Genomic DNA, 24,690 nt, shown 5'->3' with positions numbered 1-24,690 from the left:
GTCGGTAACGTCAGCCGCAGCCGGTGCGGCGACGGGGCTCTCCGGCGTGGACCGAGGAGGTGGACCGGTGGGCGACTCCGTAGTGCTCGGCGTCGACATCGGCACCACCAGCACCAAGGTCGTCGCCTACGACACCGGCGGGCACCAGCTCGCCAGCCACTCCGCCGGCTACCCCCTCGACGAGCCGCACCCCGGGTGGGCCGAGCAGGATCCGCAGGCGATCTTCGACGCGGTGGTGGAGTGCCTCCGCGAGGTCGTCCGCGAGCTGGGCGGCCCGATCGCCGGCCTGTCGTTCAGCACCGCCATGCACAGCCTCATCGGGCTCGACCCCGACGGTGTCCCGCTCACCCCGTCGGTCACCTGGGCCGACTCCCGCTCCAGCGCGCAGGCCGAGCGGCTGCGCGCCGCGCCGTGGGGGCTGGCCCTGCACCGGCGTACCGGCACCCCGGTGCACCCGATGGCGCCGCTGCCGAAGCTGGTCTGGTTCGCCGAGCAGGAACCGAAGCTCTTCGAGCGGGTCGCGCACTGGGTCGGCATCAAGGACTACGTGCTGCTGCGGCTCTGCGACGCGCTCGTCACCGACCATTCGGTGGCCTCCGCCACCGGACTGATGGACATCCACACCCTTGCCTGGGACGCCCAGGCGCTGCGGATCGCCGGCCTCACCGAGGAGCAACTGCCGCAGCTGGTGCCCACCACCACCGTGCTGCCCTCGCTCACCGCCGAGGCGGCGGCCGCGACCGGGCTGCCCGCCGACACCCCGGTCGTGGTCGGCGCCGGCGACGGCCCGCTGGCCAACCTCGGCCTCGGCGCGGTCAGGCCGGGCGTGGTGGCCTGCTCGATCGGCACCTCCGGGGCGATCCGGGTGGCCGTCGAACGACCCGCCGTCGACCCGCTCGGCGGGGTGTTCTGCTACGCGCTCACCGAAGACCGCTGGGTGGTCGGCGGCGCGATCAACAACGGCGGCATCGTGCTGCAGTGGGCCGGCGACGCGCTCGCCCCCGAGCTGGGCGAGCACTCCGAGGAGGAGCTGCTCGCGCTGGCCGAGCGGGCGCCGGTCGGCTCCGGCGGGCTGATCATGCTGCCGTACCTGCTCAGCGAGCGGGCGCCGCACTGGAGTGCGCTGCCGCGCGGCGCGTACGTGGGGTTGACCCACGGGCACCGCCGCGAGCACCTGGTACGGGCCGCGCTGGAGGGCGTGTGCCAGCAGCTCGCCCTGGTGCTGGCCTCGGTCCGGGCGGCCGGCAACGAGGTGCGCGAGATCCGTGCCAGCGGCGGCTTCGCGCGCAGCCCGCTGTGGCGGCAGATGCTCGCCGACGCGCTCGGCATGCCGGTGCGGTTCCCCGCCGGGCACGAGGGCTCCAGCTTCGGCGCCGCGCTGCTCGGCATGCAGGCGCTCGGCCTGATCCCGTCCATCGACGTCGCCGCCGACCTGGTGGAGATCGACGAGACGGTACGCCCCGAGCCCGCCGCGGCGGCCACCTACGCCGCCCTGCTCCCGCTCTTCTCCGAACTGTACGACGCGCTGGTCCCGACCTTCGCGTCCCTGCGCCGGCTGGCACCCAGCCTGCCGGCGGAACCACCGCCCGCTCCCGCACCCATGTGATCGCCCGTCCCCGTTCGGGTCGGACGCCGTCCGAAGGTCGTGATTACCGTGATCACTGTTCTCGCCGCACCGGCGGAGCCACTAACCGACGCCGGTAACACCCAACTGATCATCGCGGCCCTGCTGGGCATCGCCGCGGTGGTGCTCCTCATCGCCTGGGGCAAGGTCCATCCGTTCCTGTCGCTGATCCTCGGTGCGGCAGTGCTCGGCGTGGTCGCCGGCGTGAGCCCCGACAAGATCGTCACCTCGTTCAGCGGCGGGGTGGGCTCCACCGTCGGCGGGGTCGGCCTGCTGATCGCCCTCGGCGCGATGATCGGCGGCCTGCTCGCCGAGTCCGGTGGTGCGGACAGCATCGTCGAACGGGTGGTCGGCCGGGTCTCCGGCGGGGCGCTGCCGTGGGCGATGGCCGGCGTGGCCGCCCTCATCGGCCTGCCGCTCTTCTTCGAGGTCGGCGTGGTGCTGCTGGTGCCGATCGTGCTGCTGGTCTCGTTGCGCACCGACGTGCCGCTGATGAAGATCGGCATCCCGGCGCTGGCCGGCCTGTCGGTGCTGCACGGCCTGGTGCCGCCCCACCCGGGCCCGCTGGTCGCGATCGACGCCCTCGGCGCCAACCTCGGCCAGACCCTCGCGCTGGGCCTCCTGGTCGCCATCCCGACGGTGATCGTCGCCGGTCCGGTCTTCGGTAACTTCATCGCCCGCTACGTGCCGGCCACCGCCCCGGAGGCGTTGCTGCCCACCCGGCGACCGCTGACGGTCGGCGGCGGGCGGGGGCCCACCGCCACCGGTCGCGGCCCCGTCGACGCCGACGGGGACCTGGTCAACGAGGACGACCTGGTCAACCCGGGTACCGGCCGCCCCGGCGAGCCGATCGACGAGGCCGGCGCCGAGGCGGTGCGGGCGCGCCGCGCGCCCGCACTGTGGGCCGCGGTCATCACCGTCCTGCTACCGGTGGTGCTGATGCTCCTGCGGGCGATCGGCGAGCTGCTCCTCGACGAGGACACCGCGGGACGCAAGGCGCTGGACATCGTCGGTACCCCGATCATCGCCCTGCTGGCCGGCGTCATCTTCGCCATGATCTTCCTCGGCTACCGGACCGGTTTCAGCCGGAGCCAGGTCTCCGGCTTCCTCGGCGGGTCGCTGCCGCCGATCGCCGGCATCCTGCTGATCGTCGCCGCCGGCGGCGGTTTCAAGCAGGTCCTGGTCGACGCGGGGGTGGGCAACCTGGTCGCGGACGCCGCCGAGGGCGCCAACCTCTCGCCGCTGCTGCTGGGCTGGCTGGTGGCCGTCGGCATCCGGGTGGCCACCGGCTCGGCCACCGTCGCCACCATCACCGCGGCGGGCATCGTCGCGCCGCTGGCCGAAACGCTGCAGGGCACCGAGGTGTCGCTGCTGGCGCTGGCCATCGGCTGCGGTTCGCTGTTCTTCTCGCACGTCAACGACGCCGGCTTCTGGCTGGTCAAGGAGTACTTCGGGCTGACCGTCGGGCAGACCATCAAGAGCTGGTCGGTGATGGAAACCATCATCTCGGTGGTCGGCTTCCTCGGCGTCCTCCTGCTCAACCTGCTGCTGTAGCGGGGCTCCGCCTCCCGGCGCCGGTGACCCGATCGGTCGCCGGCGCCGTGCCGTGTCAGGCGCCGGGGATGTTGCTCGGCGGGTCCTCCCCGATCACGTCCGCCGCCGGCTGCTCCGCCCGCACCGGCAGCCCGAAGTCGGCGTACGTCAGGTCGAGCGCGGAGGCCTGGCCCTGCTGGGCGGCCAGCTCGATCCGGTAGCGGACCAGCCGGCCCTGCTCGTCCACGGCGGCGGTGAACGGCACCGCGGCGGCCCGGTCGCCGAGGATGCCGCCGATGCCGTCACCGAGCACGGCGGCGCTGCCCCGCAGGTCGAGGGTACCGGCGTACTCCCGGTCGGCGGTGCGGCGGACCCCGGTCGAGGCGCCGAGGGTGCTGGCGATCCGGGTGGTGTCCAGGCCGGTCTTCCGGGCCGTCGCGGCCGCGCCGACGTGCCACCAGGTACGCCCGTCCCAGGACGGCACCCGCCGGTCCGGAGCGGTGATCTTCACGTAGACCTCGGGGCCGGTGACGAGCCGCTCGATGGTCACCTTGCCGTTCGCCACCGCCAGCGAGGTGGTCTCCAGGCCACGGCGCTGTGCCGGCTCCCAGACCAGGGTGGTGCCGTCCCCCGCGTCGCCACCGCCGGAGCCCACGGTCAGCCGGTAGCTCTGCTGGTCGACCTTCGCCGCCGCGCCGGCCAGCACGGCGGCCGGGTCTGCGTCGGCGGCCGGAGTGGTCGCAGCGCTCGCCTTCGGGCCTGCGGCTGGTTCGTCGGACGAGCAGCCGGCGGTGCCGCCGAGGGCAACGGCCAGGACCAGGCCGGTGATGGCCAGCTCGGGGTGCTTCACGGACGACTCCTCGCGGGCGGTGCGCCCGCCGGCGGAGCCGATCGACGCTGATGACGGTGCGGTCCGGCCAGCCTAGCCCGGCCCGCCCGGCCCGCCCGGCAGGCCCAGACGTGGCGGACGCCCAGCCCTTCGGGCTCGGGTGTGTCGGCGCGACCGGAAGGATTCTCCCGTGAGCGATATGACGGAGAGTCATAATAATGACGCAGAGTCATACCACTCTTTCGAGAATCATCCACGGCGCGGGCCGGCAGGCGGCGACCCGCAAGCGGCGAGCGCCGGCTGGCAGGCGGCCGGCCCGCCCACCGACCGGCCCGCACGGGCGGCCGGCCGCCGTCAGGGCGCCTCGACGCCGGAGATGCGGTACCGGTGCACCTCGGCGCCGAGGATCGCCGTCGTCTGCTCCTCGCTCGGGCCGGCGCCCCGGAAGGCGAGCAACTGCGCGTCGGACTCCCACCGCTCGTACACGTTGATCCGGCCGGGCTCGACCAGGTCCGCGCTGATCGCGAAGTCGACACAGCCGGGCGCGGAGCGGGCCTGGCGGACCACCTCCGCGCAGGACGCCAGGTACGCGTCCCGCCCGGCCGGGTCGACGTAGAGACTGCCGGCGACGATGAACACTGCTGACCTCCGACGGTGAGTGTGCTGCCCTCCCCATACTGACGCCGGGACGGCGGCACACTCACCGGTACGGCTCAGGCGCGGCTGATCGCGTTGGCGTGGATCGCCTCGGCCAGGTAGGCGGCCAGCCCCGGTGCGACCTTCTCGTAGTGAGCGGTGAACCGCTCGTCGGCCAGGTACATGTCGGCCAGCCCGGTGTGCATCTCGTACGAGCAGTCGTAGAACCAGCGGCCGATGGACCGGCGGTGCTCCTCGGCCAGCGCCATCGCCTGCGCCGAGTCGGCCGGCGCGCCCGAGGTCATCGTCGCGGTGATCCGCCGCTCCCAGTCCGCCGTCTCGGCCTTCTGCCGCAGCCAGTCCTCCTTCGAGTAGCCGGCCACCCGCCGGTTCGACTCCCGGTACGCCTCGGTCTCCCCCCAGCGCCGCTCCGCCTCCTCGGCGTGCGCGTCCGGGTCGAAGTCGCCGAACACCTCGAACCGCTCCTCCGGGGTCAGGGAAATGCCCATCCTTCTCGCCTCCATCGCGTGCTCGATCGCGGCGACCATCTCCTGAAGTTTCCCGATCCGCCCGGTCAGCAGCTCGTGCTGCCGGCGCAGGTGCGCCGCCGGGTCGACGGCCGGGTCGTCGAGGATCGCCGCGATCTCGTCCAGCGGGAACCCCAGCTCCCGGTAGTAGCGGATCTGCTGCAACCGCTCCAGGTCCGCGTCGTCGTAGCGGCGGTAGCCGGCCGCCGTCCGGCCGCTCGGTGAGAGCAGTCCGATCTCGTCGTAGTGGTGCAGCGTCCGGACCGTGACCCGGGCCGCCCGGGCCACCTGACCCACCGTGTACGCCATGGTTCCCTCCCTTCCGCGATCGAGCCTCCGGCCTGCCGTGACGAGAGGGTCAAGCCCGATTCTGCGCCCGCCCCACGCGCGACCGCCCCCGGTCTCCCGAGGGGGAGGAGACCGGGGGCGGTCGAGTCGGGACGGTCAGGCGGTGACCCGGTCCTTCTTCCCCGCCGAGGCCGGGGCGGCGAACGCCTCGGTGGGCGGGGTGCGGAAGGCGTGCACCAGGCCGGCGAGCGAGAGCAGCATGAGCAGCGCCGCGCCGATGAAGACCACCAGGGCCGCCTGCCCGGCCTTGCGGCCGAACTCGCTGAAGCCGTACGAGGTGAGCAGCAGGCCGCGCAGCGTCTCGCCCTTGAACACGGTGTCCCGCTGGGCGCTGACGTCCCCAAGCTGCTTCTGCAGGTCGGCCAGGGCCGGGTCGTTGGTCTTGGTGGCCTGCTCGACCTGGGCCTTCAGCGCGCTCTGCGGCTCGCCGAGGTCGGCGTAGGTCTTGCCACCGGCGATGGACTTCAGGTGCAGCCCGATGAACTGGTTGGCGTAGCACTCGGCCTGCTTGCCGGTGGTCATCGGCTTGCCGGCGTACTCGACCAGGCAGTCGGCCTTCTTCTCCTCGTCGGTGAGGGTGTCGGCCGACTTGAAGGTGATGTGCTGCGCGCCCAGCTGGTCGCGTACGTAGTCGTTGGCGAAGTTCGCGTTGGTGGTGAGGACGATGCCGGCGACCAGGAGCAGGACCGTGAGGCCCAGCCCGCCGATGCTGAACAGCAGGTCAAGGGTGCGTCGCTTCATGTCATGCTCCCGGTGCGGGGGGAATGGTGGGGGTCGTCGTTGCTCGTCCCATCATCGGCGGGGACCGTCCACTACGGTCAGGGCCGAACCCCCCGTACCGCCCGGGACCTTCGGCCCCCTCGGCGCCGGGCCGACCGGCCGGGCGCGGGCGGCTCAGACCGCGGCGGAGAGCGCGCGCAGCTCGGCCAGCCCGCCCGGCCGGCCGTACCGGTAGCCCTGGCCGTGCACGCAGCCGATGGCGGTGACCGCCGCGTGCTGCCCCTCGGTCTCCACCCCCTCGGCGATCACGACCAGGTCGAACGCGGCCGCCAGCCGGGTCACCATCTCCACCGTCGCGTACGCCCGGGCGTCGGAGTCCAGCCGGGACACGAACGAGCGGTCGATCTTCAGCTCGGTGGCCGGGATCCGGTGCAGGTAGCTCAGCGAGGAGTAGCCGGTGCCGAAGTCGTCGATGGCGATGTGGATGCCCAGCTCGCGCAGCTGGCGCAGCCGTTCCAGCACCGTCTCGCTGCCGTCGATCAGCGCCGACTCGGTCAGCTCCAGGGTGAGCGCACGCGGGGCCAGCCCGGCGCCCGCGGTGGCCGCGGTGACCGTGGCGATCAGGTCGGGACGGCGCAGGTGCGCGGCGGAGATGTTCACCGCCACGGTGGCCTCCGGCACCCGTTCCCGCCAGTCGGCCGCGGCCCGGCAGGCCTCGTTGATCACCCACCGGTCGATCGGCACGATCAGCCCGGTCTCCTCGGCCAACGGCAGGAACGCCGCCGGGCCGAGCGTGCCGAGCCGGGGGTGCCGCCAGCGCACCAGCGCCTCGGCGCTACGCACCGCGCCGGTGGCCAGGTCGACGATCGGCTGGTACTCCAGGTGCAGTTGCTCCTCGTCGACGGCGCGGCGCAGGTCGGCGATCAGCTCGGCGCGGGTCACCGCCGACTCGCGCAGCGCCGGGGTGCAGGTCCGGTACGCGGACTTCCCGGCGGCCTTGGCCGCGTACATCGCGATGTCGGCGTCGCGGAGCAGGTCGGTGTGGGAGGCGTGCTGCGGGCCGTACTCGGCGATGCCGATGCTGGCCGACGGGTGGATGCCGACATCCTCCTCGCCCGGCGAGGGGTGCAGGGCGGCGAGCAGCCGCTCGGCGAGCCGCTCCGGCGGTACCGGCCGGGCACCGTCGACCAGCACCGCGAACTCGTCGCCGCCGAGCCGGGCGATCGTCCCGTCACCGCCCACCGCGAGCCGCATCCGCTCGGCGATGCTGGTCAGCAGGGTGTCACCGGTGGCGTGCCCGAACCGGTCGTTGACCTGCTTGAACCCGTCCAGGTCAAGGAGCAGGACGGCCACCCGTGGCCGGTCGCGCAGCGCCCGGCGCAGCCGCCGGTTGAACGCCAGCCGGTTCGGCAGCCCGGTGAGCTGGTCGGCGTAGGCCAGCCGGCGCAGCCGGGCGACCAGGCGCAGGTTCTCGTTGGCGGCCAGCCCCTGGCGCAGCGCGAGCATCCCGAGCAGCGTCATCATGCCGATGAAGACCAGGTGCGGGGTCTCCCCGGTGGGCCGGCGGGCCAGCACCACCGCGATGATCGCCCCGCCCACCGGCAGGTACGGCAGGGCCACCCGCCACCAGGGCGGCAACGGCGATTCGGCCGCCTCGTCGGCGCCGTCGCAGGCCGTCGGCGGGGGTCGGGTGGCCGCGACGCCGATCAGCAGGTAGCTCAACGGCCAGCAGACGTCGATGGGGTGGCCGGGGACGTAGCTGCCGTGGGCGACGAGCGAGACGTAGACCGCGTCGGCGCCGGCCCGGGTGGCCAGGCTCGCCCCGATCAGGGTCAGCGGCCGCCACACCGGCCGGGACGGGCCGGCCACCGCCACCAGGATGGTCAGCTGCATCAGGTCGAGCATCGGGTAGAGCAGCCCGAAGGTACGCAACGGATCGGCGAGGTCGGCGGCGGCGACGTCGCGGAACACCACCACCCAGCCGACCGGGATCAGGGCGAGCGCGACGATCACCCCGTCCAGCACGGTGCGGGCCCGGCCGACCAGGCTGCGCGGCGCGGTCAGTGAGCAGAGCAGCGCGGCGGTGCCGGTGACGATGCCGGCGGTGAAGGCCCCGCCGACCAGCGGGGTGTGTGGCAGCTCCGCACCGCCGAGCCGCTCGATCGTCCAGAGTGTCCGGCCGACGGCGGCGAGCGCCATGGTCAGCGCGAGCAGCACCCAGAACCGGCGCAGCGGGGCGGGGTGTCGCCGCGCCGCGCCGAGGCAGGCGAGCGTCGCCCAGGCCGCCAGGGCGACCGCGCCGAGGTCGCTGGCCAGGGCCGCTCCGGGCAGCGCCGCGACCAGCCAACCCAGCTCCGCGACCACGACCGCCGACGCGACGATCGCGCCGAGGCGGTGCGGGCGGGCGGATCGGGGCGGCGCCACGGCGATGTGGCCGGCGTCCTGGGGCAGCACGGTGATCGCTCCGGCTCTCTCTCCTGCACGCACCTCGACGGTGAGGACCGGTCACGGACGGCGAACCCGGCAAGCCTAGCCATCGGCAGGTGTGCGCACCAGGGCCGGTGGGCCCGGCTCGACGGTCCGCGACCGGGCGGGAACACTCCGGAACCGACCGGCGCGGAGCCCGGCAGATCCGGGTCAGCGGCGGCGGGCAGTGGTCGGCCGGCGGTCCCGACCGGGGCGCGCGGCCGCAGCGGGCAGCCGGAGCCGGGCCGGCCAGTCGAGCACCAGCCCCGCACCGACGGGCAGCGCCGACCAGCGCGCGCCGGCCTCCCGTACCGCCTCGGCGGCCCGGCGGGCGGCAATCAGGTCGAGGTCGGGCAGCTCGCCGAGCATGACGGCGATCGCGTCGCGGACCTCGGGCGTCGGCTCCGCGGTCGGCAGCAGGCGCTCCACGACGCCACCGGCGAGTTCCGCCCGGCGCAACGCGTCGCGGTGCGCCCGGACGAGCGCGTGCGACCGTTCGGCAGCGTGCGGGGGACGCCGGCCCCCGACGTGCCGCATGCTGCGGAACACCACCCCCGACGCGATCGCACCCCACACGCCGTCCGGGATACCGAGGGTGCGTTCGGTTTCGAAGTGGATCAGATCGTGCGGGATCTCCGCGCCGGTCACCGGCCCGCCGTCCATCCGGTAGACCACACCGTCGTCGCGTTCGATCAGCGCGGTGCCGCGCTCGTGGTCGCGCGGGCGCTCGAACGTCACTCGCATGCCCCGACCGTCCCAGCGGCCGGCACCCGACGCAACGGATTAACTCCGACCGATCAGGCCCAGGCCTCCGCCGGGTCACCGTCGCCGGCCACCGGCCGGTCGGCGGCCGAGACCGGCGGGCCGCCGTGCGTCCACGGGGTCTCGTCCGGCGCGGGGAACGCCCCGGCCGGCAGGAACGCGTCCGACAGGGTGGTCAGGCAGAGCCGCTCCCCCACCTCCGGCACGCTGCCCGGCGGCGCCGTCAGCCCGCGTCCCATCCCGCCCGAGAGCTCCAGCACCACCTCGGTCTTGCCGTCCGCGCCCGGGGTCACGAAGACCACCCTCGCCTTCTGCGCCGGCCGGGCCGGGGACCAGAGCGTCGCGCCGACCGGCATCGGCACCGGCTCGGTGGTCACCACCTGGATCCGGGGCCGCAGCACCGGCCGCTTGCCGGTGTCGTCCACCCGCTTCGGGTCGGCCAGCGTCACCTCCCCGACGAACGCCTCGCCGGCCAGCCGGTGCTCGGCCATGACCAGCGGATCGTCGTAGGCGCGCTGGACCGCGTACGAGGTCAGCGCGCGCTCCAGCCGGTGCAGCCGGACCGCCGCCGCCACCGCGCCGTCCCGCCGCGGCTGCGGGCCACCGCCGCCGTCGACGTGCTCCGCGTACCCGGTGAATGCGTCCCGGTCGGCGTCCCACCGGCCGGCCACCCGGGCCCCCGCCGGCAGCGCCCGGAGCAACCCGACGCCGCGCCACATCAGCTCCCAGGTGGGCGCGAGCTGGTCGCGCAGCACCCGTTCCAGCTCCGCGTACGCGCCGGCGCGCGCGTCCGGGTCATCGGCCGCGTCGGCGTACCCGGCGATGGCCGGGGCGAGCACCCGGTTGTCGAACTCCGGATCGGTGGCCGGGCCGGCCGGCGGGCAGACCGCCGGGTCCTCCGCCCGGGCCGCCGCCTGCGCCCCGGTCAGCCCGGCCGGCGGGTCGATCCAGCCGAGCAGCGCCGGCAGGTGCAGGTCCTCCACCGCGCTCTGCCCGGTGGCCCAGTGCAGGGTCAGCGCGTCGGTCATCGCCACCAGCGCCGACGAGCCGGGGTGCTCGGCCCGCTCGGCGAGGAAGGTCAGCCAGCGCCCGAGCAGCGGCACCGACGGGTGCACCGGGTAATCGCCGTCCGGGCGGCGGAACCGGGTGGAGCGGCCGAGCAGCCGCAGGAAGGTGATCCCGGCCGGGTTGGGCACCAGCAGCTGCGGCGCGTCGACGTACCGATGGCGGACGTCCTTCCCGCGGTCCACCGGCACCGCCTCGGAGGCGCCCCGGTGACCGTCCAACCAGGGCAGCACGACGCCGGCCAGTTCGGCGGCGAAGCGGAACCGCTGGTCCCGGTTGCGGGGCTGCGCCACCACCAGCAGCCGCGCGTCGTCCGGGGCGGTGCCGACCAGCGCGGCGAGCGGGGCGTTGGCCTCGCCCGCCATCGCCAGCGGCACCAGCACCAGCGGGCGCTCCGCCAGGTGCAGGTGCCGGACGGTGGCCACCGGCTGGGCCACCCCGGCGGCCAGGGCCTGCGCCCGGGCCAGCGCGCGCAGCGTACTCATGCGGAGCGGCCGGTGAGAGCGTCGGCGCGCAACCGGGCGGCGGCCCGCAGCAGCGCGGCGGCCTCCTCCTGCCCGGGGTCGGCGGCCCGCTCACCGGCGGCCAGCGCCAGCACCTCCGCGACGGTGCCGACGCCGCCGAGCGCCTCCCGGACCGGCCGGCCCAGCGCCCCGGTGTGGCCGCGCGCCTCGTCCCGGCAGAAGTACGCCAGCTCGCAGCTGGCCAGGCACTCCGGCGCGTAGCGGGCCTCGACGGTGCGCAGCGCGGCGGCCAGCGTCGCCGGGTCGGCGGTCGGGTCGGCGGTGAAGCCCACCGGCACGGCGTCGAGCAGGGTGTCCAGCCGGGCCATCCGGTCCAGCTGGCGGCGCAGCACCAGCAGCTGCTTGCGGACGTCGAGCAGGCTGGCCACCGGACGGTTGGCGAAGTCCCGCGGGCAGACCAGCACCACGTCGGTCGAGACCAGCTCCGGGTCGTGGCCGGCGGCGGCGAGCAGGTCGCGTAGCGCCAGCACATAGACGGCGGACTGGATGGCGGCGGCGGCGACCTTGGCCGGGTCGGCCTGCCCGTCGACCACCGGGAACGACTTGATCTCGACGACGTGGAACCGGCCGGCGAGGCGGGCGGCCACCAGGTCGGGTTCCAGGTGCACCCGCCGCCCGGCCACGTCCAGCCCGAGCAGCGGATGGTCGAAGAGCGCGGCGTCCGCGCCGCTGTCGGTCAACGCGGCCCGGGAACGCTCGTGCCGGTCCGGCAGGTCGTCGGCGCCGCCCAGGTCGGTCCAGCTGGCCCGCTCCGGCACCGGTACGCCCAGCCGCTCCGCGACCAGCCGGAGCAGCTCGGCCCCACCGTCGGCCTTGACCTGCGCCTCGAACGCGTTGCCCCGGGTGATGGCGAAGCGGGACTGCCCGAAGCGGGCCGGGAAGCCGATCCGCTCGGCCAGCTTCGGCTTGTCCACCCCGGCGCCGTCCAGCACGGCCCGGCGGCCGCAGCCGGGGTTGCCGGTCAGCGCGGCGATCGTCCGGGCGTTGTGGCGCTTCGGCGGCACGTCGCCCCGGATGGCGGCCAGGCGCTGTTCGGTGCTCGTCACGACAGGCCACGATAGCCGCCGGCCGGCGCCCCGGCCCGGTACCCGCGCCCGCACCCGGCCGGTGGTGCGGCGCGGGGGCCCGGACCGACGGCCCGGGCCCCCGCTGTCACGACGCGGCCGGTCAGGGGACGACGACAGTCGTCCGCAGGCCGGCGTTGCCCGTCTTGTCGAACGTCCAGATCGCGATCGCGACCGGCTTGGTGCTCGGCGCCGCGAAGCGGACCGGGCTGGTGGTGCCGTAGCGGGCCAGGTTGCCGACGTCGGGCACGCCCGGCGCGACGTCACCGGAGTACCACCGCACGATCGTCCGGGCGAAATCCGTCGACGGCGGGTTGGTCCAGCTCAGGTTGACGTAGTTGCCGTCCCGGACCGCGCTGACCCCGCTGACCCGGTACGGACCCTTCAGGTCGGTCCGATCGTGATGACGGATCCGCCCGCTCACCGTCCGCCCGCTGGCCGACCGGCAGTGCGTCGTGAAGGTGACGTCGAGCAGGTCGAGCCGCTGGTCCGGCCCCTTGTACGCCAGGTTGGCGATGTCGAGGGTCCCCCGGTCCACCTCGCAGCCGTTGTTGGCCCAGGAGAGACTCACCCGCAGCCCGGTGCCGTCGGGCTTGTACTCGTAGTGGCCGCCCTGGGCGAAGGTCTGCCCGGTCGGCAGGTAGTACCGCGCCATCCAGAGGTTCCCGTCCGCGTCCCAACTCTGCGACGAGATCTCGTACGGGTTGCCCCAGCTGATCGAGCTCGGCAGGTCGAGGTGCACGTCGGTGCTGGTCGCCTCGTCGTAGTCGACATCGAGCGGGGACCAGTTGCTGGTGCCCAGGTCGCCCGCGCCGTCCAGCGTGCTGCTCAGGGTGCCCGCCGACGTCTTCACCTCCAGCCGGGCGTACCGGGGACCGGCGTACTGCGGGACAAAGCCCACCCACACCGTGCAGCCGGACGGGCCGACCACGCCCGTGCAGCCGTTGCGGCGGATCGGGAACGAGCCGGGGGTGGGCCCGGTGACCGCCACCGAGTTGACCGTGACCGACGTCGTGCCGGTCGGGTACACGGTCACCGGCATGTCGTACGACGAGTGACTCGGGTACGTGCCGGGCGGCCAGCGCACGGCGCGGGGGGTGACGTCGGCCGACGACGGCTTCGGGTAGCCGAGCCGGATCTCACCGAACGAGGGGCGCTGGTCGGCGTAGAAGGCGTTGTTGCAGTACCGCTGGAAGGTGATCCAGATCCGGATGATCGCGGGGCCGTTCCACGCGATGTCGCGGACCTCGAAGTTGCCCCGCTGGTCGTCGCAGAAGCCGAGCGGGCTGATCGAGATGCCCGGCCGACCCGGATCGGTGAACGGCTCGTTCTGCGCGTCGCCGTAGTAGCCGACCTTCAGGTACTCGTTCGAGTTGTCCCGGGAGGCGAACCGGAAGGTCATGCCCGACGACCCGTCGCGCATGGAGACACCCACCTGGATCATCTGGCGGGTGACCTCGTTGGACTGGAGGACCCCGACCGTGGAGTTGGCCGGGGTGTAGACCGCGCTGCCGTACTGGCCGCTGATCGAGACGGAGTGGTTCTCCTCGATCACCGTCGCCTCGGCGGGCCGCGCGGGGATGACGTCGGTGGTGACCAGCGTGGCGAGCACCGCCACCAGGGTGATGCCGATCGCCCGGCGGCGCCACGGTCGGGGCGCGTGGCGGCCGCGACCCCATCGGGGCCCGGCGCCCGGCACCCGGTGGGTGGGCACGGGAACAGGTGATCCGGTCATGGGTTCCTTCAGCTGCTGGGGAACTGGGGCTGGACCGGGTGCGCGCCGAACCACCGGGCCGCGGTCATCCGGATCTTGACCGGTCCATCTATCAGGCGTCGGGAACATCGAAAGGGTTACATCGGCTCCCTGGCGGGGGCATCCCGCCCGGATTCCGGTGTGGACGGAGCTGTCCCGGCTATCCGGCCGGAACCCGTTCCGGGCGGGGCGCCCGGGCCCGGCGGACCAGCACGGCGGTCGCCACCGCGGCGACCAGGGCCACCGCCGCCATCGACCAGAGCACGGTGTGCAGCCCGCCGGTGAAGCCCGGGTCGGCGAGCCGACCGGCGGTGGTGCTGGCCAGCACCGCACCGACCACCGCGATGGCGACCGTCTCGCTGGCCAGCCGGGCCGTGTTGATCATCCCGGCGCCGGTGGCCGCCCGCTCCGGGGCGACGCTGCCGATCGCGATCGCGTCCAGCAGGCCGATCGACAGCCCCACCCCGACCCCGATGGTCAACAGCGGTCCGGCCAGCGCGGCGGCCCCGGCGTGCGGGCCGAGCACGGTCGCCCAGGCGGCGCCGACCGCGACCACCGCCACCGAGGTGACGATCACCGCCGGCGCCGGCACCAGTCGGGTCAGCGCGCCGCTGAGCAGCGGCAGCACCAGGGTCGGCGCGGTGAGCAGGATCAGCGTCGCGCCGGCCGCGCCGGGGCTCATCCCGACCACCGTGGTCAGGTACGACGGCAGGTAGACCAGCAGCGGCACCAGCACCGCCACGATGGTCGCCGCCGCCAGGCAGATGCCGACGAAGCGGGGGCTCGCGAGCAGGGCCAGGTCGAACATCGGGTCGGCGCGGCCCCGCTCCACCCGGACGAACGCCACCAGCAGGGCGACCGCCGCGGCGAACGCCGCCACGATCACCGGGGCGGACCAGCCCAGCTCCGGCCCCTGCACGAAACCGAAGATGAGCAGCAGCAGCGCGGCGGTGAAGGTGACCGTCCCCGGCCAGTCGATCCGGCCGGGCAGCGGCTGGCGCGACTCCGGCAGCAGCGGGGTGAGTGCCAGCACCAGCAGGGCGGCCAGCGCCGGCGCCGCGAACACGGCCCGCCAACCGAAGGCGGAGATGAGCAGCCCGGCGATCGACGGGCCGAAGGCCAACCCGACGCCGATGGTGGTGCCGAAGACGCTGAACACCCGGGCCCGGGCCCGACCGTGGAAGGTGTGCGCCAGGATGGCCGAGCCGCTGGTCGCGGCGGCCGCGGCGCCCACCCCGGCGAGGGCGCGCACCACGTCGAGCAGCACGATGTTCCCGGCGACCGCGCCGAGCAGACCCGACGCGGCGAAGACGGCGACACCGGCGGCGAAGACCCGCCGCCGGCCGAACAGGTCGGCGAGCGCGCCGGTGGCCAGCATGAAGCTGGCGAAGGTGGCGTTGTAGCCGTTCACCACCCACTGCACCCCGGCCAGCCCGGAGTGCAGATCCCGGCCGATCTCCGGCAGCGCGACCGACGCGCCGGTCAGCGAGACCGGCAGCGAGAGGGTGGACAGCAGGACGGCGACCAGCACGACGGTCGGGTGGTTACGCACAGTTCTCCCCGTTCGGACGGCGGCCCCAGCCTAGAGCGCGCAGGTCGGGGCGAGATCCGTACGGGGACGAGGATCACCGGGTCAGCGGCCGGCCGACCGGTTCCAGGGCGAGCGGGGGGACTGCGCGCCGGCGAGCGGGCGGCTGCGCCGACGGTGCCGGCGCCGACCCGGCGTGCACGGCGGCCGGGACACCGTGTGCACCGGCGGAACGGGCTGCCGGCCGATCAGCCAGCAGAGGAAACGGGCCATCGCCGGATCAGCCGACCGGGAGGCGCTGCGCCTCGTGCCGGGACACGGCGTACTCGGCGCCGCAGAACGAGCACTGCTGCACGTAGCGGGTCCGGATCGGGATCAGCGGGATGAAGAAGAGGGTGAACTTCGTCGACCGGCGGGTGATGACCTGTGAGGCCTGATGGTGGCAGTTGCGGCACACCGCGGTGAGCACACCCGACCGGGAGACCTTGGTGCGGAGACCGAAGATGAAGAACATCGCCCGCCAGTACCCCGCGGGCCACCGAATATCACCTCCGATTTTTTTCTGGTAGGCAGGTGTCCGGAACCGCGCATCCCGTTCGTCACCCTGGTGACCGACCACGACACCGAGGAGCGCCGAAGATGAAGTACCTGATGTTTGTCTGCAGCGACACCGAGCCGGACGCCGACCCGAGCGCCGCGCCCGACATCGAGCAGTGGGTGGCCGAGCGGGACGGCAACGGCCAGCGCCTGATGGGCAGCGTGCTGGCCGAGCCGTCGGCGGCCACCACGGTGCGGGTCCGCGACGGGGAGCTGCTGCTGACCGACGGGCCGTTCGCCGAGACCAAGGAGGTGATCGTGGGCTTCGACCTGCTGGAGTGCGCCGACCTGGACGAGGCGATCGAGGTGGCCCGCCGGCACCCGATGGCCTACGCCGGCCGGCTCGAGCTGCGCCCCCTGGTGGACCTGGACTGATCGCCGGTGACGGACGCGGTCGACGCGGTCACGGTGGCGGGTGCCGAGGCGTACCCGCGGATGGTGGCCGCGTTGATCCGGGTCACCGGCGACTGGACGCTCGCCGAGGACTGCGCCCAGGAGGCGCTGACGCTGGCGCTCGAACGCTGGCCGCGCGACGGCGTACCGGGAAATCCGGGCGGCTGGCTGATGACGACCGCCCGGAACCGGGCCGTGGACGTGCTGCGCCGCGCCGCCGTGGAACGCCGCAAGCTGCGGGAGCTGGCCCTGCTCACCGATCCGGAGCCGGCACCCGCCGAGGCCGAGGGGACCGTGGTGGACGACCGGCTGCGACTCATCTTCACCTGCTGCCATCCGGCGCTGGCCCCGGAGGCCCGGGTCGCGCTGACCCTGCGCACCGTGGCCGGCGTGCCCACCGCCCACATCGCCCGCGCCTTCCTGGTCACCGAGTCCACGATGACCCGTCGGATCACCCGGGCGAAGGCGAAGATCGCGACGGCCGGCATCCCGTACCGGGTGCCGACCGGGGCCGCGCTGGTCGAGCGGCTGCCGGGCGTCCTGGCCGTGCTCTACCTGCTCTTCACCCGGGGGTACGACGCCGACGGCGAGCCCGCCTTCGCCGACGAGGCGGTCCGGCTGGCCCGGCTGCTCGACCGGCTGATGCCCGACGAGTCCGAGGTCGCGGCACTGCTCGCGCTGCTGCTCCTGCAGCACTCCCGCCGGGCGGCCCGCCGCGACCCGGACGGCAACCTGCGCACCCTCGACGAGCAGGACCGCTCCCGCTGGGACCACGAAGCCGTCGCCGAAGGGCTGACGGTGCTGGCCCGGGCGCACCGGCACGGCCCGTACGCCCTCCAGGCCCGGGTCGCCGCCGCGCACGCCACCGCGCCCACCCCCGCCGCCACCGACTGGCCGGCGATCGCCGGTTGGTACGACGAGCTGGCCCGGCTCCATCCCAGCCCGGTGGTCCGGCTCAACCGGGCAATGGCGCACGGCCTGGCGTACGGACCGGCGACCGGGCTGGCCCTGGTCGCTGAGGCCCGGGCCGGTGGGGCGCTCGACGGCTACCCGCCGGCGCTGGCGGCCGAGGCGGAGCTGACCGCCCGCCGGGGCGACGCGGTCCGGGCCGCCGCGCTGTTCCGGGACGCCGCCGGGCTGGTCGCCTCGGCCGCCGAACGGCGGGCGCTGCTGCGGCGGGCCGACCAACTCGACCCGGCGGGCTGAACGCCGGTGCCCGCCGGGCTCGGGGCCGGCGGGCATCGGCCGGATCGCGGCCAGCAGCCGGACCGGTTCGGCGTTCCGGATTCCCCATCCGTTCCCGGCCTCGGACGGAGGTCACGTCGGACGCTGCAAACTTGATGACGTTCGCGGATCGCCGGGCCTCGACCGAACTCAAGGTGGTGATTCGTCTAGGTCATCAAGTTCGTAGCGCCCATAAACCCTGGTCGGGCCCGGCGGTGCGGACACCAGCGGCGCCAACCTGACCGTGCCCGGACCGGGTCGCGCCGCCAGGCACCGCGCCGCCCGGCTCCGGGTGCGTCGCTCAGGTTCCGGACGGGAGCTCCACGGCGACCCAGATCGGCTTCCAGTCGGCCATCTCGTGGAAGCGGCGCAGCTCGGAGAGCCCGGCCACCGACCCGCTCCACGCCGCGTACGGCGGGTTGCCCTCGTCGAAGCCGCTCTGCACGAAGGTCAGCTTCGTCTTCCCTTCGGACTCGGCCAGCTCCCAGGTGACGACGCCCGGGACGCCCCAGTCGACGGACATCTTCCGGCCGGGCTCCAGGTCGAGCACCTTGGCCGGGTACCCCTGCTCGAAGCCGCCCATGGCGTAGCGGCCGCCGACCCAGGGCTCGATCCCGATCGGGTAGCCGAACCAGGCGCTGGCCTGCGCCGAGTCGGTCAGCGACTCCCACACCTTCGCCATCGGCGCGTCGATCAGCAGCTCGCCGCGCAGGTCGGTGGAGGTGAAGTCGGTCTTCGGCAGCAGCGCGCGCCCCTCCAGGTGGGCGGCGAGGTTGGCGATCGACAGTGACCACCAGGTGTGCAGCACACCGCGGATGCCCTTGCCGCTCAGCGCGTCGGCGAAGTCGAAGTCGGTCTGGGTCAGCGTCAGCAGCGTCGCGTCCGGCCCGTCGGGGGCCAGGGATATCTCGCTGGTGGTCTCCACCCCGTCGAGCAGCCAGGCGAACCGGAGGGTGTGGTCGTCGGCGTGCAGCAACCGCTGGTGCGGCGCGTCGCCCTCGGGGGTGTGCCGGCCCCAGAACTCGTACCGGGTGGGCAGCTCGACCTCGGCGTGCTCGGTCAGCCAGACGCGCAGCGTTGCCGGCGTGGTGAGCGCGCCCCACACGGCCTCGACCGGCGCGGCGAGTCGAGCGCTCAGCTTCATCGGTTCAGTCACGGTCGTTCTCCTTGGGATAGCAGGCCACGGCGAGCTTGAAGGCGTCTCCCTCGGCACCGCCGTAGCGGGCGAACAGGTCCCGCAGTGTCGACTGCAGGTCGTGCAGGAACTCCTGCCGGCGCTCGGCCGGCACCCGGATCTCGCCGGACACCCCGATCGAGGGCAGTTCCGGCGCCGTCCGGTCCAGTGCCGCGACGTCGGCCTGGACCTCCTCCATCAGGTCGAGCAGGTGGCCCAGGCTCAACTCGTCGCGGGCCCGGCGCAGGCCGCCGATCCGGCCCACCAGCCGGGGCGACAGCCAGTACGACCGGGCGGCGGCCTGGTAGATGCCCTCGCTGATGCCGCGCACCCGGCGGCTGGACACCTGCTCGGCCAGGCCGGCCGCGACCAGCTGCTTGACGTGGTAGTAGACCCGCTGCGGGGTCTGCTCCAGCCGCGCCGCCACCTCGGTGCAGGTGCCCGGCTCCGCCAACTGCCGCAGCACCTCGACGCGCTGCGGCTTGAGCAGGGCCTCGGCCTGCTCGATCTGCTCCAGGTACAGGACGTCTCTCATCGCAAAAACCAGCTTGTACGTACAAAATCTGTTTGTCAATGGGTCTGACGAAAGCCGCGCCGTCTCCGGCGCGGCTCGCGTCGACCGGCCGCGGTCAGGGCGTCCAGTCGGGCCGCAGCGGGTAGCTCGACCTGCCGTCCGGGCCGTTGCGGGTGGCCAGCACCTGGTGCAGCTGGATGCCGTTGCGTTCGAACGCCAGCCGGGAACCGGCCATGTAGAGCCCCCACACCCGCGCCGTGCCCGGGCCCACCTCGCCCACGCAGAAGTCCCAGTGCTCCACCAGGTTGCGGCACCAGCCGGCCAGCGTCAGCGCGTAGTGCTGCCGCAGGTTCTCCTCGTGGCGCACCTCCAGACCGGCGTCATGGATCTCGCCGATCAGCCGGCCCGGCCCGGCCAGCTCACCGTCCGGGAAGACGTACCGGTCGATGAACGCGCCGGAGCGGTGCGGGGCCCGGTTGTCGATCCGGGTGATGCAGTGGTTGAGCAGCCGGCCGTCCGGGCGCAGCCGGTCGCGCAGCGCCCCGAAGTACGCCGGGTAGTTGCGCACCCCGATGTGCTCGGTCAACCCGATCGACGAGACCGCGTCGAACTGCTGCCGCGGGGCGTCCCGGTAGTCCAGGTGCCGCACCTCGGCCAGCCCGGACAGCCCCTCCCGCTCGATGGCCGCCTGCGCCCACTGCGCCTGCGCCCTCGACAGGGTCACCCCCAGCGCCTTCACGCCGTACTCGCGGGCCGCGTGCCGGACCATGCCGCCCCAGCCGCAGCCGACGTCGAGCAGCGTCATCCCCGGCTTCAGCGCGAGCTTGTTCGCGACCAGGTCGTACTTGGCCGCCTGGGCCTGCTCCAGCGTGTCACCGGGGCTGTGGAAGACCGCGCAGGTGTACGTCATGGACGGGCCGAGCACCTTTTCGTAGAAGGCGTTCGAGACGTCGTAGTGGTGCGAGATCGCGGTGCTGTCCCGGACGCGGGAGTGCCGCAGCCCGTTCATCACCCGCTTCCAGCGCGGCAGCGCCTCCTGCGGCGGGGGCGGCGGCGGCAGCAGCCGCTCCCAGCCCAGCCCGCGCGCCAGCGCCAGCCCCTCGGCCACCGCCGGCGCCCGCAGCTTCAGGCCGTCCTTGAGCACCACCAACGCCTCGTACGGGTCACCCGGGTGGACCGCCCCTTCCAGGGCCAGGTCGCCGCTGACGTACGCCCGGGCCATGCCCAGGTCGCCCGGCGCGGTGAGCAGGTACGACAGGCCCCGCTCGGTGCGGATGGAGAGGGTGATCCCGGCGTCGGCGGGGCCGATCGCGCTGCCGTCGTACCCGGTGATGCGGACCGGAAGGTCCCCGTTGGTGACCGCGCGGACGACGTCGGCGACGGTCGGGCCGGTGCGCCGGCCCCCCGCTGGCGGGGTGGCCGGCGAGGCGGCCGCCCCCTGTTCTCGGTCGGTCAGGCTCATTTCCTTGCAACCGCCTTCTCGTAGAGTCCGGTGAGCCGGTGGTCCGGGTCGTAGCGGTCCTTCACGGCGCGCCAGGTCTCCCCGCCGTAGAGCCGGTCGAAGGCCGCTCGGTCGTAGTACGCGTCCGAGTAGAGCGACTTGTGCCCGCCCGCCTCCGACACCGCCCGCTCGATCGAGCGGTTCACGTCGCCGTCGGCTGCGCCCTCGGCGATCGGCACGCTCCCCCAGAAGCCGATGTTGACGTAGCTCTCCCCCGGCCGGAGCGGATAGAGCGGCCAGACCCGGGCCGAACCCGGACCGGACGGCTCGCGCAGCCGCAGCGGGCAGAGCCACACCGGGGTCATCCCGACCTCGCGGGCGAACCAGCGCAGGAAGTCGGCCGTCCCGTCGAGCGGGATCTCCACGTCCTGCACCACCCGCTCCCGGGCCGGCCGGCCCCGCCAGCGGTCCACCCGGGCGGCCACCTGGTGCCGGTGCTCCAGCCGGACCAGCCGGTGATAGACGTCGCTGCGCCGCAGCCGGGCCGGCCAGAGCCGGCGGATCACCGGGTGCTGCACGCCGAACGCCGACGAGCACCAGAACCAGTCGGTGTCCCAGCGCCAGAGGTAGTCGTACGCGCCCAGGGCGTCCCGGGCGCGCCGGCGCAGCGAGCGGTAGTAGATCTCCTGGCCGGTGTAGTCGCTGAGCCGTGGCGCGTCGTCGGTGAAGGTGCCCAGGGTCAGGTACGCCTCGCCGGGGCTGAACATCACCCCGTCCATCGCGTCGACCGGCTGCCCGTCCCACTCGCCCTTGGCGATCACGTCACCGATCGCCTGGGTGAGCTCCTCCAGCCGGCTGAACCGGACGTTGCGCAGGGCCACCGCGTGGCGTACCGGTTGGAGCTCGATGCGCAGCCGGGTGGCGTAGCCGAGGCTGCCCAGCGAGTTGGGGAAAGCGGCGAAGAGGTCGGCGTGCTCCCCGTCGGGCCGGGCGGTGACGATCTCACCGGCGCCGGTGAGCACGTCCAGCTCGATCACCGACTCGTGCGGCAGGCCGTTGTGGAAGGAGGTCGACTCGATGCCCAGCCCGGTGACCGCGCCGCCCAGGGTGATCGTCCGCAGCTGCGGCACGACCAGCGGCATCAGCCCGTGCGGGAGGGTGGCGTCGACGAGGTCCTCATAGGTGCACATGCCCTGCACGTCGGCGGTGCGGGCGGCCGGGTCGACGGCGAGCACTCCGTCGAGGCCGCTGACGTCCAGCCCGGGGCTGCCGGTGGCCGAGCGGGGCCGGAACAGGTTGGAGGTGCGTTTGGCAAGGCGGACGGGCTGACCGGCAGGCACCGCGGCGTACGATCGCCGCAACCTGTCTACCGCCTGCTCATGATCACGCTGCGCGCGCATGAGATCACCTTACGCGCGTGGAGCCGGTCCGCGTGGGATGTCCACGATGGTCTTTTGCCATCGGCTACCCGACAGCGACGGGTGGCCGCGGCGGAACCGGCGGCATAGCGTGGGGTCATGCCGAAAGCCGTCTGGAACGACCTGGTCGTCGCGGAGAGCGACGACACCGTCATGGTGGAGGGCAACCACTACTTCCCCCGCTCCGCCCTCCGCGACGACCTGATCACCGAGTCGTCGACCCACACGGTCTGCCCGTGGAAGGGCACCGCCTCCTACTACACGCTCAGCCACGCCGGCCTGACCAGCGCCGACGCGGTCTGGTACTACCCGGAGCCGAAGCCCGACGCGGAAGCGGTCCGGGACCGGGTGGCGTTCTGGAAGGACGTGAAGGTCGTCGACTGAGTCACGCCCGCCCGCGTCGGACTGGCCTACCGGGCGGTCGGTGGGTCAGGATGCCCCCATGTCCGTCCCCGACGAACACCACGACCCGACCGGCACCGTCTACGGCGCCCGCCCGGCCGCCCGCCGCGGGCTCCCCCGCGACCCGCTGATGCGGGTCGCGCTGGCCACCGGGCTGGTGGGCGTACTGCTGGGGGTCTTCTTCGCCACCGGCGTGCTCGGCGGCGGCGGTGACCCGTCGGTGGTGCCGGCGGCGGCCGCGCCCGCGCGGCCGACCACCGCGCCGACGACCGCGCCGACGGTCGACGCGGCGGCCCCCACCACCATCTCGGCGACGCCCTCGCCGACCGCCGCCCCGACCACGCCGCCGGCGCCCGCTCCGGCCGCACCGGCGCCGGTGACCGGCCCGAAGGTGATCCGGGCGGTGACCTCCGGGCTCTGCGTGGCCCCCGACGGCAACGGCGAACAGGCGACGGCCCGGCTGACCCCCTGCACCGGCGGGCCGGAGCAGCAGTGGGTGGCGAACCCGGTCGCGGCGGACGTGGTGACCCTCACCAACGCGGCGTACGGCCAGTGCCTGGACGTTTCCGGCGGCGGCGTCGACGACGGCGCGAAGCTCCAGCAGTTCGGCTGCCACGGCCAGCCCAATCAGCAGTGGCGGGTGACCCCGGTCGGCACCGGGCCGGTGCTGCTGGTCAGCGTGCAGTCCGGCCGGTGCGCGCAGGTGCGGGACGCCCGCACCGACCCCGGCGCGGAGGTCATCCAGACCGGCTGCACCGCCGGGGCCGAGCAGCAGTGGGCGCTCGGCTGACCGGTCAGCCCCGGAAGCTCCAGGCCCGTGCGGCGGGTACCACCACCGGCAGCGGTGCCGGCACCTGCTGCCGTCGGCGCAGCAGCAGGGAGAGCCCGGCCGCGCCGATCGACAGCGCCCCGGCGACGTACCAGGCCAGCGCGTAGTCGCCGAGCCGGTCGCGGACCAGGCCGGCCCCGGTCGCGGCGGCCGCCGCGCCGAACTGGTGGGCGGCGAAGACCCAGCCGAAGACCACCGGCCCGGCGGCGCCGAAGTACTCCCGGCAGAGCGCGACGGTGGGCGGCACGGTGGCCACCCAGTCCAGGCCGTAGAAGATGATGAAGACCAGCATGCTCGGCTCGGCGCTGCCCGCGAAGAGACCGGGCAGCACCAGCAGGGACAGGCCCCGCAGCGCGTAGTAGGCGCCGAGCAGCAGCCGGCTGTCCATCCGGTCGGTGAGCCAGCCGGAGGCGATCGTGCCGACGATGTCGAAGAGCCCCACCAGGGCGAGCAGGCCGGCCGCCGTGGTCTCCGGCATGCCGTGGTCGTGCGCGGCCGGCACGAAGTGGGTGCCGACCAGCCCGTTGGTGGTCGCGCCGCAGATCGCGAACCCGCCCGCGAGCAGCCAGAACGGTCGGGTCCGGGCGGCGGAGGCCAGCGCGCCGATCGCCCGGGACGCCGCGCCGCCGGCCGGCGGCGCGGGGGGCGTCACCTCGGTCGCGCCGTAGGCGGGCAGGCCGAGATCCGCCGGGTGCTCGCGCAGCAGCCACACCACCAGGGGTACGACCGCCAGCGCCGCCACGGCCACGACCAGCGCGGCGGCCCGCCACCCGTGATCGCGCACCAGGAGGGCGAGCAGCGGCAGGAAGACCAGTTGCCCGGCCGCCCCGCCGGCGGTGAGCACCCCGGTGACCAGCCCGCGGCGGTGGACGAACCAGCGGCCGGTGACGGTCGCCACGAAGGCCAGCGCCATCGAGCCGGTGCCGAGCCCGACCAGCACGCCCCAGCAGAGGATGAGCTGCCAGCTGGCCGTCATGAACACGGTCAGCCCGCTGCCGGCGGCCACCAGCACCAGCGCGGTGGCCACCACCCGACGGATGCCGAACCGGTCCATCAGGGCGGCGGCGAACGGCGCGGTCAGCCCGTAGAGCAGCAGGTTGACCGAGACGGCGGCGGAGATGGTCGCCAGCGGCCAGCGGAACTCGGCGTGCAGGGGGTGCAGCAGCACGGACGGGGTGGCGCGGAAGCCGGCGGCGCCGACCAGGGCGACGAAGGCCACGGCGGCGACGGCCCAGGCCGGGTGGAAGCGGCGGTCTCGGATCACCTCCCGAGTCTGCGAGTCGCCGACCCCCGCCGACGAGTGGCCGGGAAGCCATGAT

22 protein-coding genes are annotated in these 24,690 nt (G+C 74.1%); 6 read left to right on the top strand and 16 right to left on the bottom strand.

What is annotated here, in order from left to right; all coding sequences use genetic code 11:
• The first annotated feature begins 67 nt into the window (after window positions 1-67).
• Together AC5RWQ_RS26615 and AC5RWQ_RS26610 are read left to right on the top strand one after the other, a co-directional pair.
• Window positions 68-1,606 carry a gluconokinase gene (locus AC5RWQ_RS26615; protein ID WP_494285375.1) on the top strand — a complete coding sequence of 513 codons (1,539 nt, stop codon included), beginning with the start codon at window positions 68-70 and terminating at the stop codon, window positions 1,604-1,606.
• Between the two features lie 48 nt (window positions 1,607-1,654).
• On the top strand, window positions 1,655-3,178 hold the full coding sequence (locus tag AC5RWQ_RS26610) for a GntP family permease (protein WP_494285374.1): 1,524 nt from the start codon (window positions 1,655-1,657) through the stop codon (window positions 3,176-3,178).
• A 55-nt stretch (window positions 3,179-3,233) separates the two neighbouring features.
• On the opposite strand, the gene AC5RWQ_RS26605 is transcribed toward AC5RWQ_RS26610, so the two are convergent.
• The 11 genes from AC5RWQ_RS26605 to AC5RWQ_RS26555 form a co-directional block, all read right to left on the bottom strand.
• Window positions 3,234-4,007 carry a hypothetical protein gene (locus AC5RWQ_RS26605; protein ID WP_494285373.1) on the bottom strand — a complete coding sequence of 258 codons (774 nt, stop codon included), beginning with the start codon at window positions 4,005-4,007 and terminating at the stop codon, window positions 3,234-3,236.
• A gap of 333 nt (window positions 4,008-4,340) precedes the next feature.
• Entirely contained in the window at window positions 4,341-4,625 is a 285-nt protein-coding gene (locus tag AC5RWQ_RS26600) for a putative quinol monooxygenase (protein ID WP_494285372.1), read from the bottom strand.
• Between the two features lie 74 nt (window positions 4,626-4,699).
• Window positions 4,700-5,458 (bottom strand): MerR family transcriptional regulator, encoded by a 759-nt coding sequence (locus AC5RWQ_RS26595; protein ID WP_494285371.1) that lies wholly within the window; start codon window positions 5,456-5,458, stop codon window positions 4,700-4,702.
• Between the two features lie 135 nt (window positions 5,459-5,593).
• Window positions 5,594-6,238, bottom strand: coding sequence for a hypothetical protein (locus tag AC5RWQ_RS26590; protein ID WP_494285370.1), 645 nt, complete (start codon window positions 6,236-6,238; stop codon window positions 5,594-5,596).
• Window positions 6,239-6,391: 153 nt separating this feature from the next.
• A complete protein-coding gene (locus tag AC5RWQ_RS26585) occupies window positions 6,392-8,671 on the bottom strand; it encodes a putative bifunctional diguanylate cyclase/phosphodiesterase (RefSeq protein ID WP_494285369.1) in 2,280 nt (759 codons plus the stop codon).
• A gap of 183 nt (window positions 8,672-8,854) precedes the next feature.
• The gene (locus AC5RWQ_RS26580; protein ID WP_494285368.1) at window positions 8,855-9,427 is read right to left on the bottom strand and encodes a hypothetical protein; all 573 of its coding nucleotides are present in this window, start codon (window positions 9,425-9,427) and stop codon (window positions 8,855-8,857) included.
• Between the two features lie 53 nt (window positions 9,428-9,480).
• On the bottom strand, window positions 9,481-10,995 hold the full coding sequence (locus AC5RWQ_RS26575; RefSeq protein ID WP_494285367.1) for a hypothetical protein: 1,515 nt from the start codon (window positions 10,993-10,995) through the stop codon (window positions 9,481-9,483).
• Window positions 10,992-12,080: a hypothetical protein gene (locus tag AC5RWQ_RS26570; RefSeq protein ID WP_494285366.1), complete on the bottom strand. Its 1,089-nt coding sequence runs from the start codon at window positions 12,078-12,080 to the stop codon at window positions 10,992-10,994. Before AC5RWQ_RS26570 ends, AC5RWQ_RS26575 begins: the two co-directional genes overlap by 4 nt.
• A gap of 121 nt (window positions 12,081-12,201) precedes the next feature.
• Window positions 12,202-13,833: a hypothetical protein gene (locus tag AC5RWQ_RS26565; RefSeq protein WP_494285365.1), complete on the bottom strand. Its 1,632-nt coding sequence runs from the start codon at window positions 13,831-13,833 to the stop codon at window positions 12,202-12,204.
• Between the two features lie 178 nt (window positions 13,834-14,011).
• The gene (locus AC5RWQ_RS26560; RefSeq protein ID WP_494285364.1) at window positions 14,012-15,403 is read right to left on the bottom strand and encodes an MFS transporter; all 1,392 of its coding nucleotides are present in this window, start codon (window positions 15,401-15,403) and stop codon (window positions 14,012-14,014) included.
• A 256-nt stretch (window positions 15,404-15,659) separates the two neighbouring features.
• A complete protein-coding gene (locus tag AC5RWQ_RS26555; RefSeq protein ID WP_334491044.1) occupies window positions 15,660-15,893 on the bottom strand; it encodes a zinc-ribbon domain-containing protein in 234 nt (77 codons plus the stop codon).
• Window positions 15,894-16,018: 125 nt separating this feature from the next.
• Between AC5RWQ_RS26555 and AC5RWQ_RS26550 the strand changes: the two genes are divergently transcribed.
• Window positions 16,019-16,351 (top strand): YciI family protein, encoded by a 333-nt coding sequence (locus AC5RWQ_RS26550; RefSeq protein WP_494285363.1) that lies wholly within the window; start codon window positions 16,019-16,021, stop codon window positions 16,349-16,351.
• A 60-nt stretch (window positions 16,352-16,411) separates the two neighbouring features.
• Window positions 16,412-17,575 carry an RNA polymerase sigma factor gene (locus AC5RWQ_RS26545; protein WP_494285391.1) on the top strand — a complete coding sequence of 388 codons (1,164 nt, stop codon included), beginning with the start codon at window positions 16,412-16,414 and terminating at the stop codon, window positions 17,573-17,575.
• A gap of 319 nt (window positions 17,576-17,894) precedes the next feature.
• On the opposite strand, the gene AC5RWQ_RS26540 is transcribed toward AC5RWQ_RS26545, so the two are convergent.
• From AC5RWQ_RS26540 to AC5RWQ_RS26525, 4 genes are all read right to left on the bottom strand, one after another.
• The gene (locus AC5RWQ_RS26540) at window positions 17,895-18,749 is read right to left on the bottom strand and encodes an SRPBCC family protein (protein WP_494285362.1); all 855 of its coding nucleotides are present in this window, start codon (window positions 18,747-18,749) and stop codon (window positions 17,895-17,897) included.
• Entirely contained in the window at window positions 18,742-19,302 is a 561-nt protein-coding gene (locus AC5RWQ_RS26535; protein WP_334491052.1) for a helix-turn-helix domain-containing protein, read from the bottom strand. Before AC5RWQ_RS26535 ends, AC5RWQ_RS26540 begins: the two co-directional genes overlap by 8 nt.
• 94 nt (window positions 19,303-19,396) lie before the next feature.
• Entirely contained in the window at window positions 19,397-20,743 is a 1,347-nt protein-coding gene (locus AC5RWQ_RS26530; protein WP_494285361.1) for a class I SAM-dependent methyltransferase, read from the bottom strand.
• Window positions 20,740-22,122 carry an FAD-binding oxidoreductase gene (locus AC5RWQ_RS26525; protein WP_494285360.1) on the bottom strand — a complete coding sequence of 461 codons (1,383 nt, stop codon included), beginning with the start codon at window positions 22,120-22,122 and terminating at the stop codon, window positions 20,740-20,742. The genes AC5RWQ_RS26530 and AC5RWQ_RS26525 overlap by 4 nt, the downstream gene beginning before the upstream one ends.
• Window positions 22,123-22,239: 117 nt before the next feature.
• On the opposite strand from AC5RWQ_RS26525, the gene AC5RWQ_RS26520 reads away from it, so the two are divergent.
• A complete protein-coding gene (locus AC5RWQ_RS26520; protein ID WP_494285359.1) occupies window positions 22,240-22,524 on the top strand; it encodes a DUF427 domain-containing protein in 285 nt (94 codons plus the stop codon).
• A gap of 58 nt (window positions 22,525-22,582) precedes the next feature.
• Window positions 22,583-23,332, top strand: a complete 750-nt coding sequence (locus AC5RWQ_RS26515) for an RICIN domain-containing protein (protein ID WP_494285358.1) — start codon at window positions 22,583-22,585, stop codon at window positions 23,330-23,332.
• Between the two features lie 4 nt (window positions 23,333-23,336).
• Here AC5RWQ_RS26515 and AC5RWQ_RS26510 read toward each other — a convergent pair whose 3' ends face one another.
• Window positions 23,337-24,632, bottom strand: a complete 1,296-nt coding sequence (locus AC5RWQ_RS26510; protein WP_494285390.1) for an MFS transporter — start codon at window positions 24,630-24,632, stop codon at window positions 23,337-23,339.
• Between the last annotated feature and the right edge of the window lie 58 nt (window positions 24,633-24,690).

The sequence above is a fragment of the Micromonospora sp. BS32 genome (genome assembly GCF_059089345.1).
Note: the sequence above shows the minus strand (reverse complement) of the source record. Positions and strands in the feature narration are given on the sequence as shown.

Excerpts from the sequence above, each read along its gene's own strand:
- AC5RWQ_RS26595 (WP_494285371.1), bottom strand. The coding sequence starts at position 5,458 with ATGGCGTACACGGTGGGTCAGGTGGCCCGGGCGGCCCGGGTCACGGTC.
- AC5RWQ_RS26590 (WP_494285370.1), bottom strand. The coding sequence starts at position 6,238 with ATGAAGCGACGCACCCTTGACCTGCTGTTCAGCATCGGCGGGCTGGGC.
- AC5RWQ_RS26580 (WP_494285368.1), bottom strand. The coding sequence starts at position 9,427 with ATGCGAGTGACGTTCGAGCGCCCGCGCGACCACGAGCGCGGCACCGCG.
- AC5RWQ_RS26575 (WP_494285367.1), bottom strand. The coding sequence starts at position 10,995 with ATGAGTACGCTGCGCGCGCTGGCCCGGGCGCAGGCCCTGGCCGCCGGG.
- AC5RWQ_RS26565 (WP_494285365.1), bottom strand. The coding sequence starts at position 13,833 with ATGACCGGATCACCTGTTCCCGTGCCCACCCACCGGGTGCCGGGCGCC.
- AC5RWQ_RS26555 (WP_334491044.1), bottom strand. The coding sequence starts at position 15,893 with ATGTTCTTCATCTTCGGTCTCCGCACCAAGGTCTCCCGGTCGGGTGTG.
- AC5RWQ_RS26550 (WP_494285363.1), top strand. The coding sequence starts at position 16,019 with ATGAAGTACCTGATGTTTGTCTGCAGCGACACCGAGCCGGACGCCGAC.
- AC5RWQ_RS26545 (WP_494285391.1), top strand. The coding sequence starts at position 16,412 with ATGGTGGCCGCGTTGATCCGGGTCACCGGCGACTGGACGCTCGCCGAG.
- AC5RWQ_RS26535 (WP_334491052.1), bottom strand. The coding sequence starts at position 19,302 with ATGAGAGACGTCCTGTACCTGGAGCAGATCGAGCAGGCCGAGGCCCTG.
- AC5RWQ_RS26530 (WP_494285361.1), bottom strand. The coding sequence starts at position 20,743 with ATGAGCCTGACCGACCGAGAACAGGGGGCGGCCGCCTCGCCGGCCACC.
- AC5RWQ_RS26525 (WP_494285360.1), bottom strand. The coding sequence starts at position 22,122 with ATGCGCGCGCAGCGTGATCATGAGCAGGCGGTAGACAGGTTGCGGCGA.
- AC5RWQ_RS26520 (WP_494285359.1), top strand. The coding sequence starts at position 22,240 with ATGCCGAAAGCCGTCTGGAACGACCTGGTCGTCGCGGAGAGCGACGAC.
- AC5RWQ_RS26515 (WP_494285358.1), top strand. The coding sequence starts at position 22,583 with ATGTCCGTCCCCGACGAACACCACGACCCGACCGGCACCGTCTACGGC.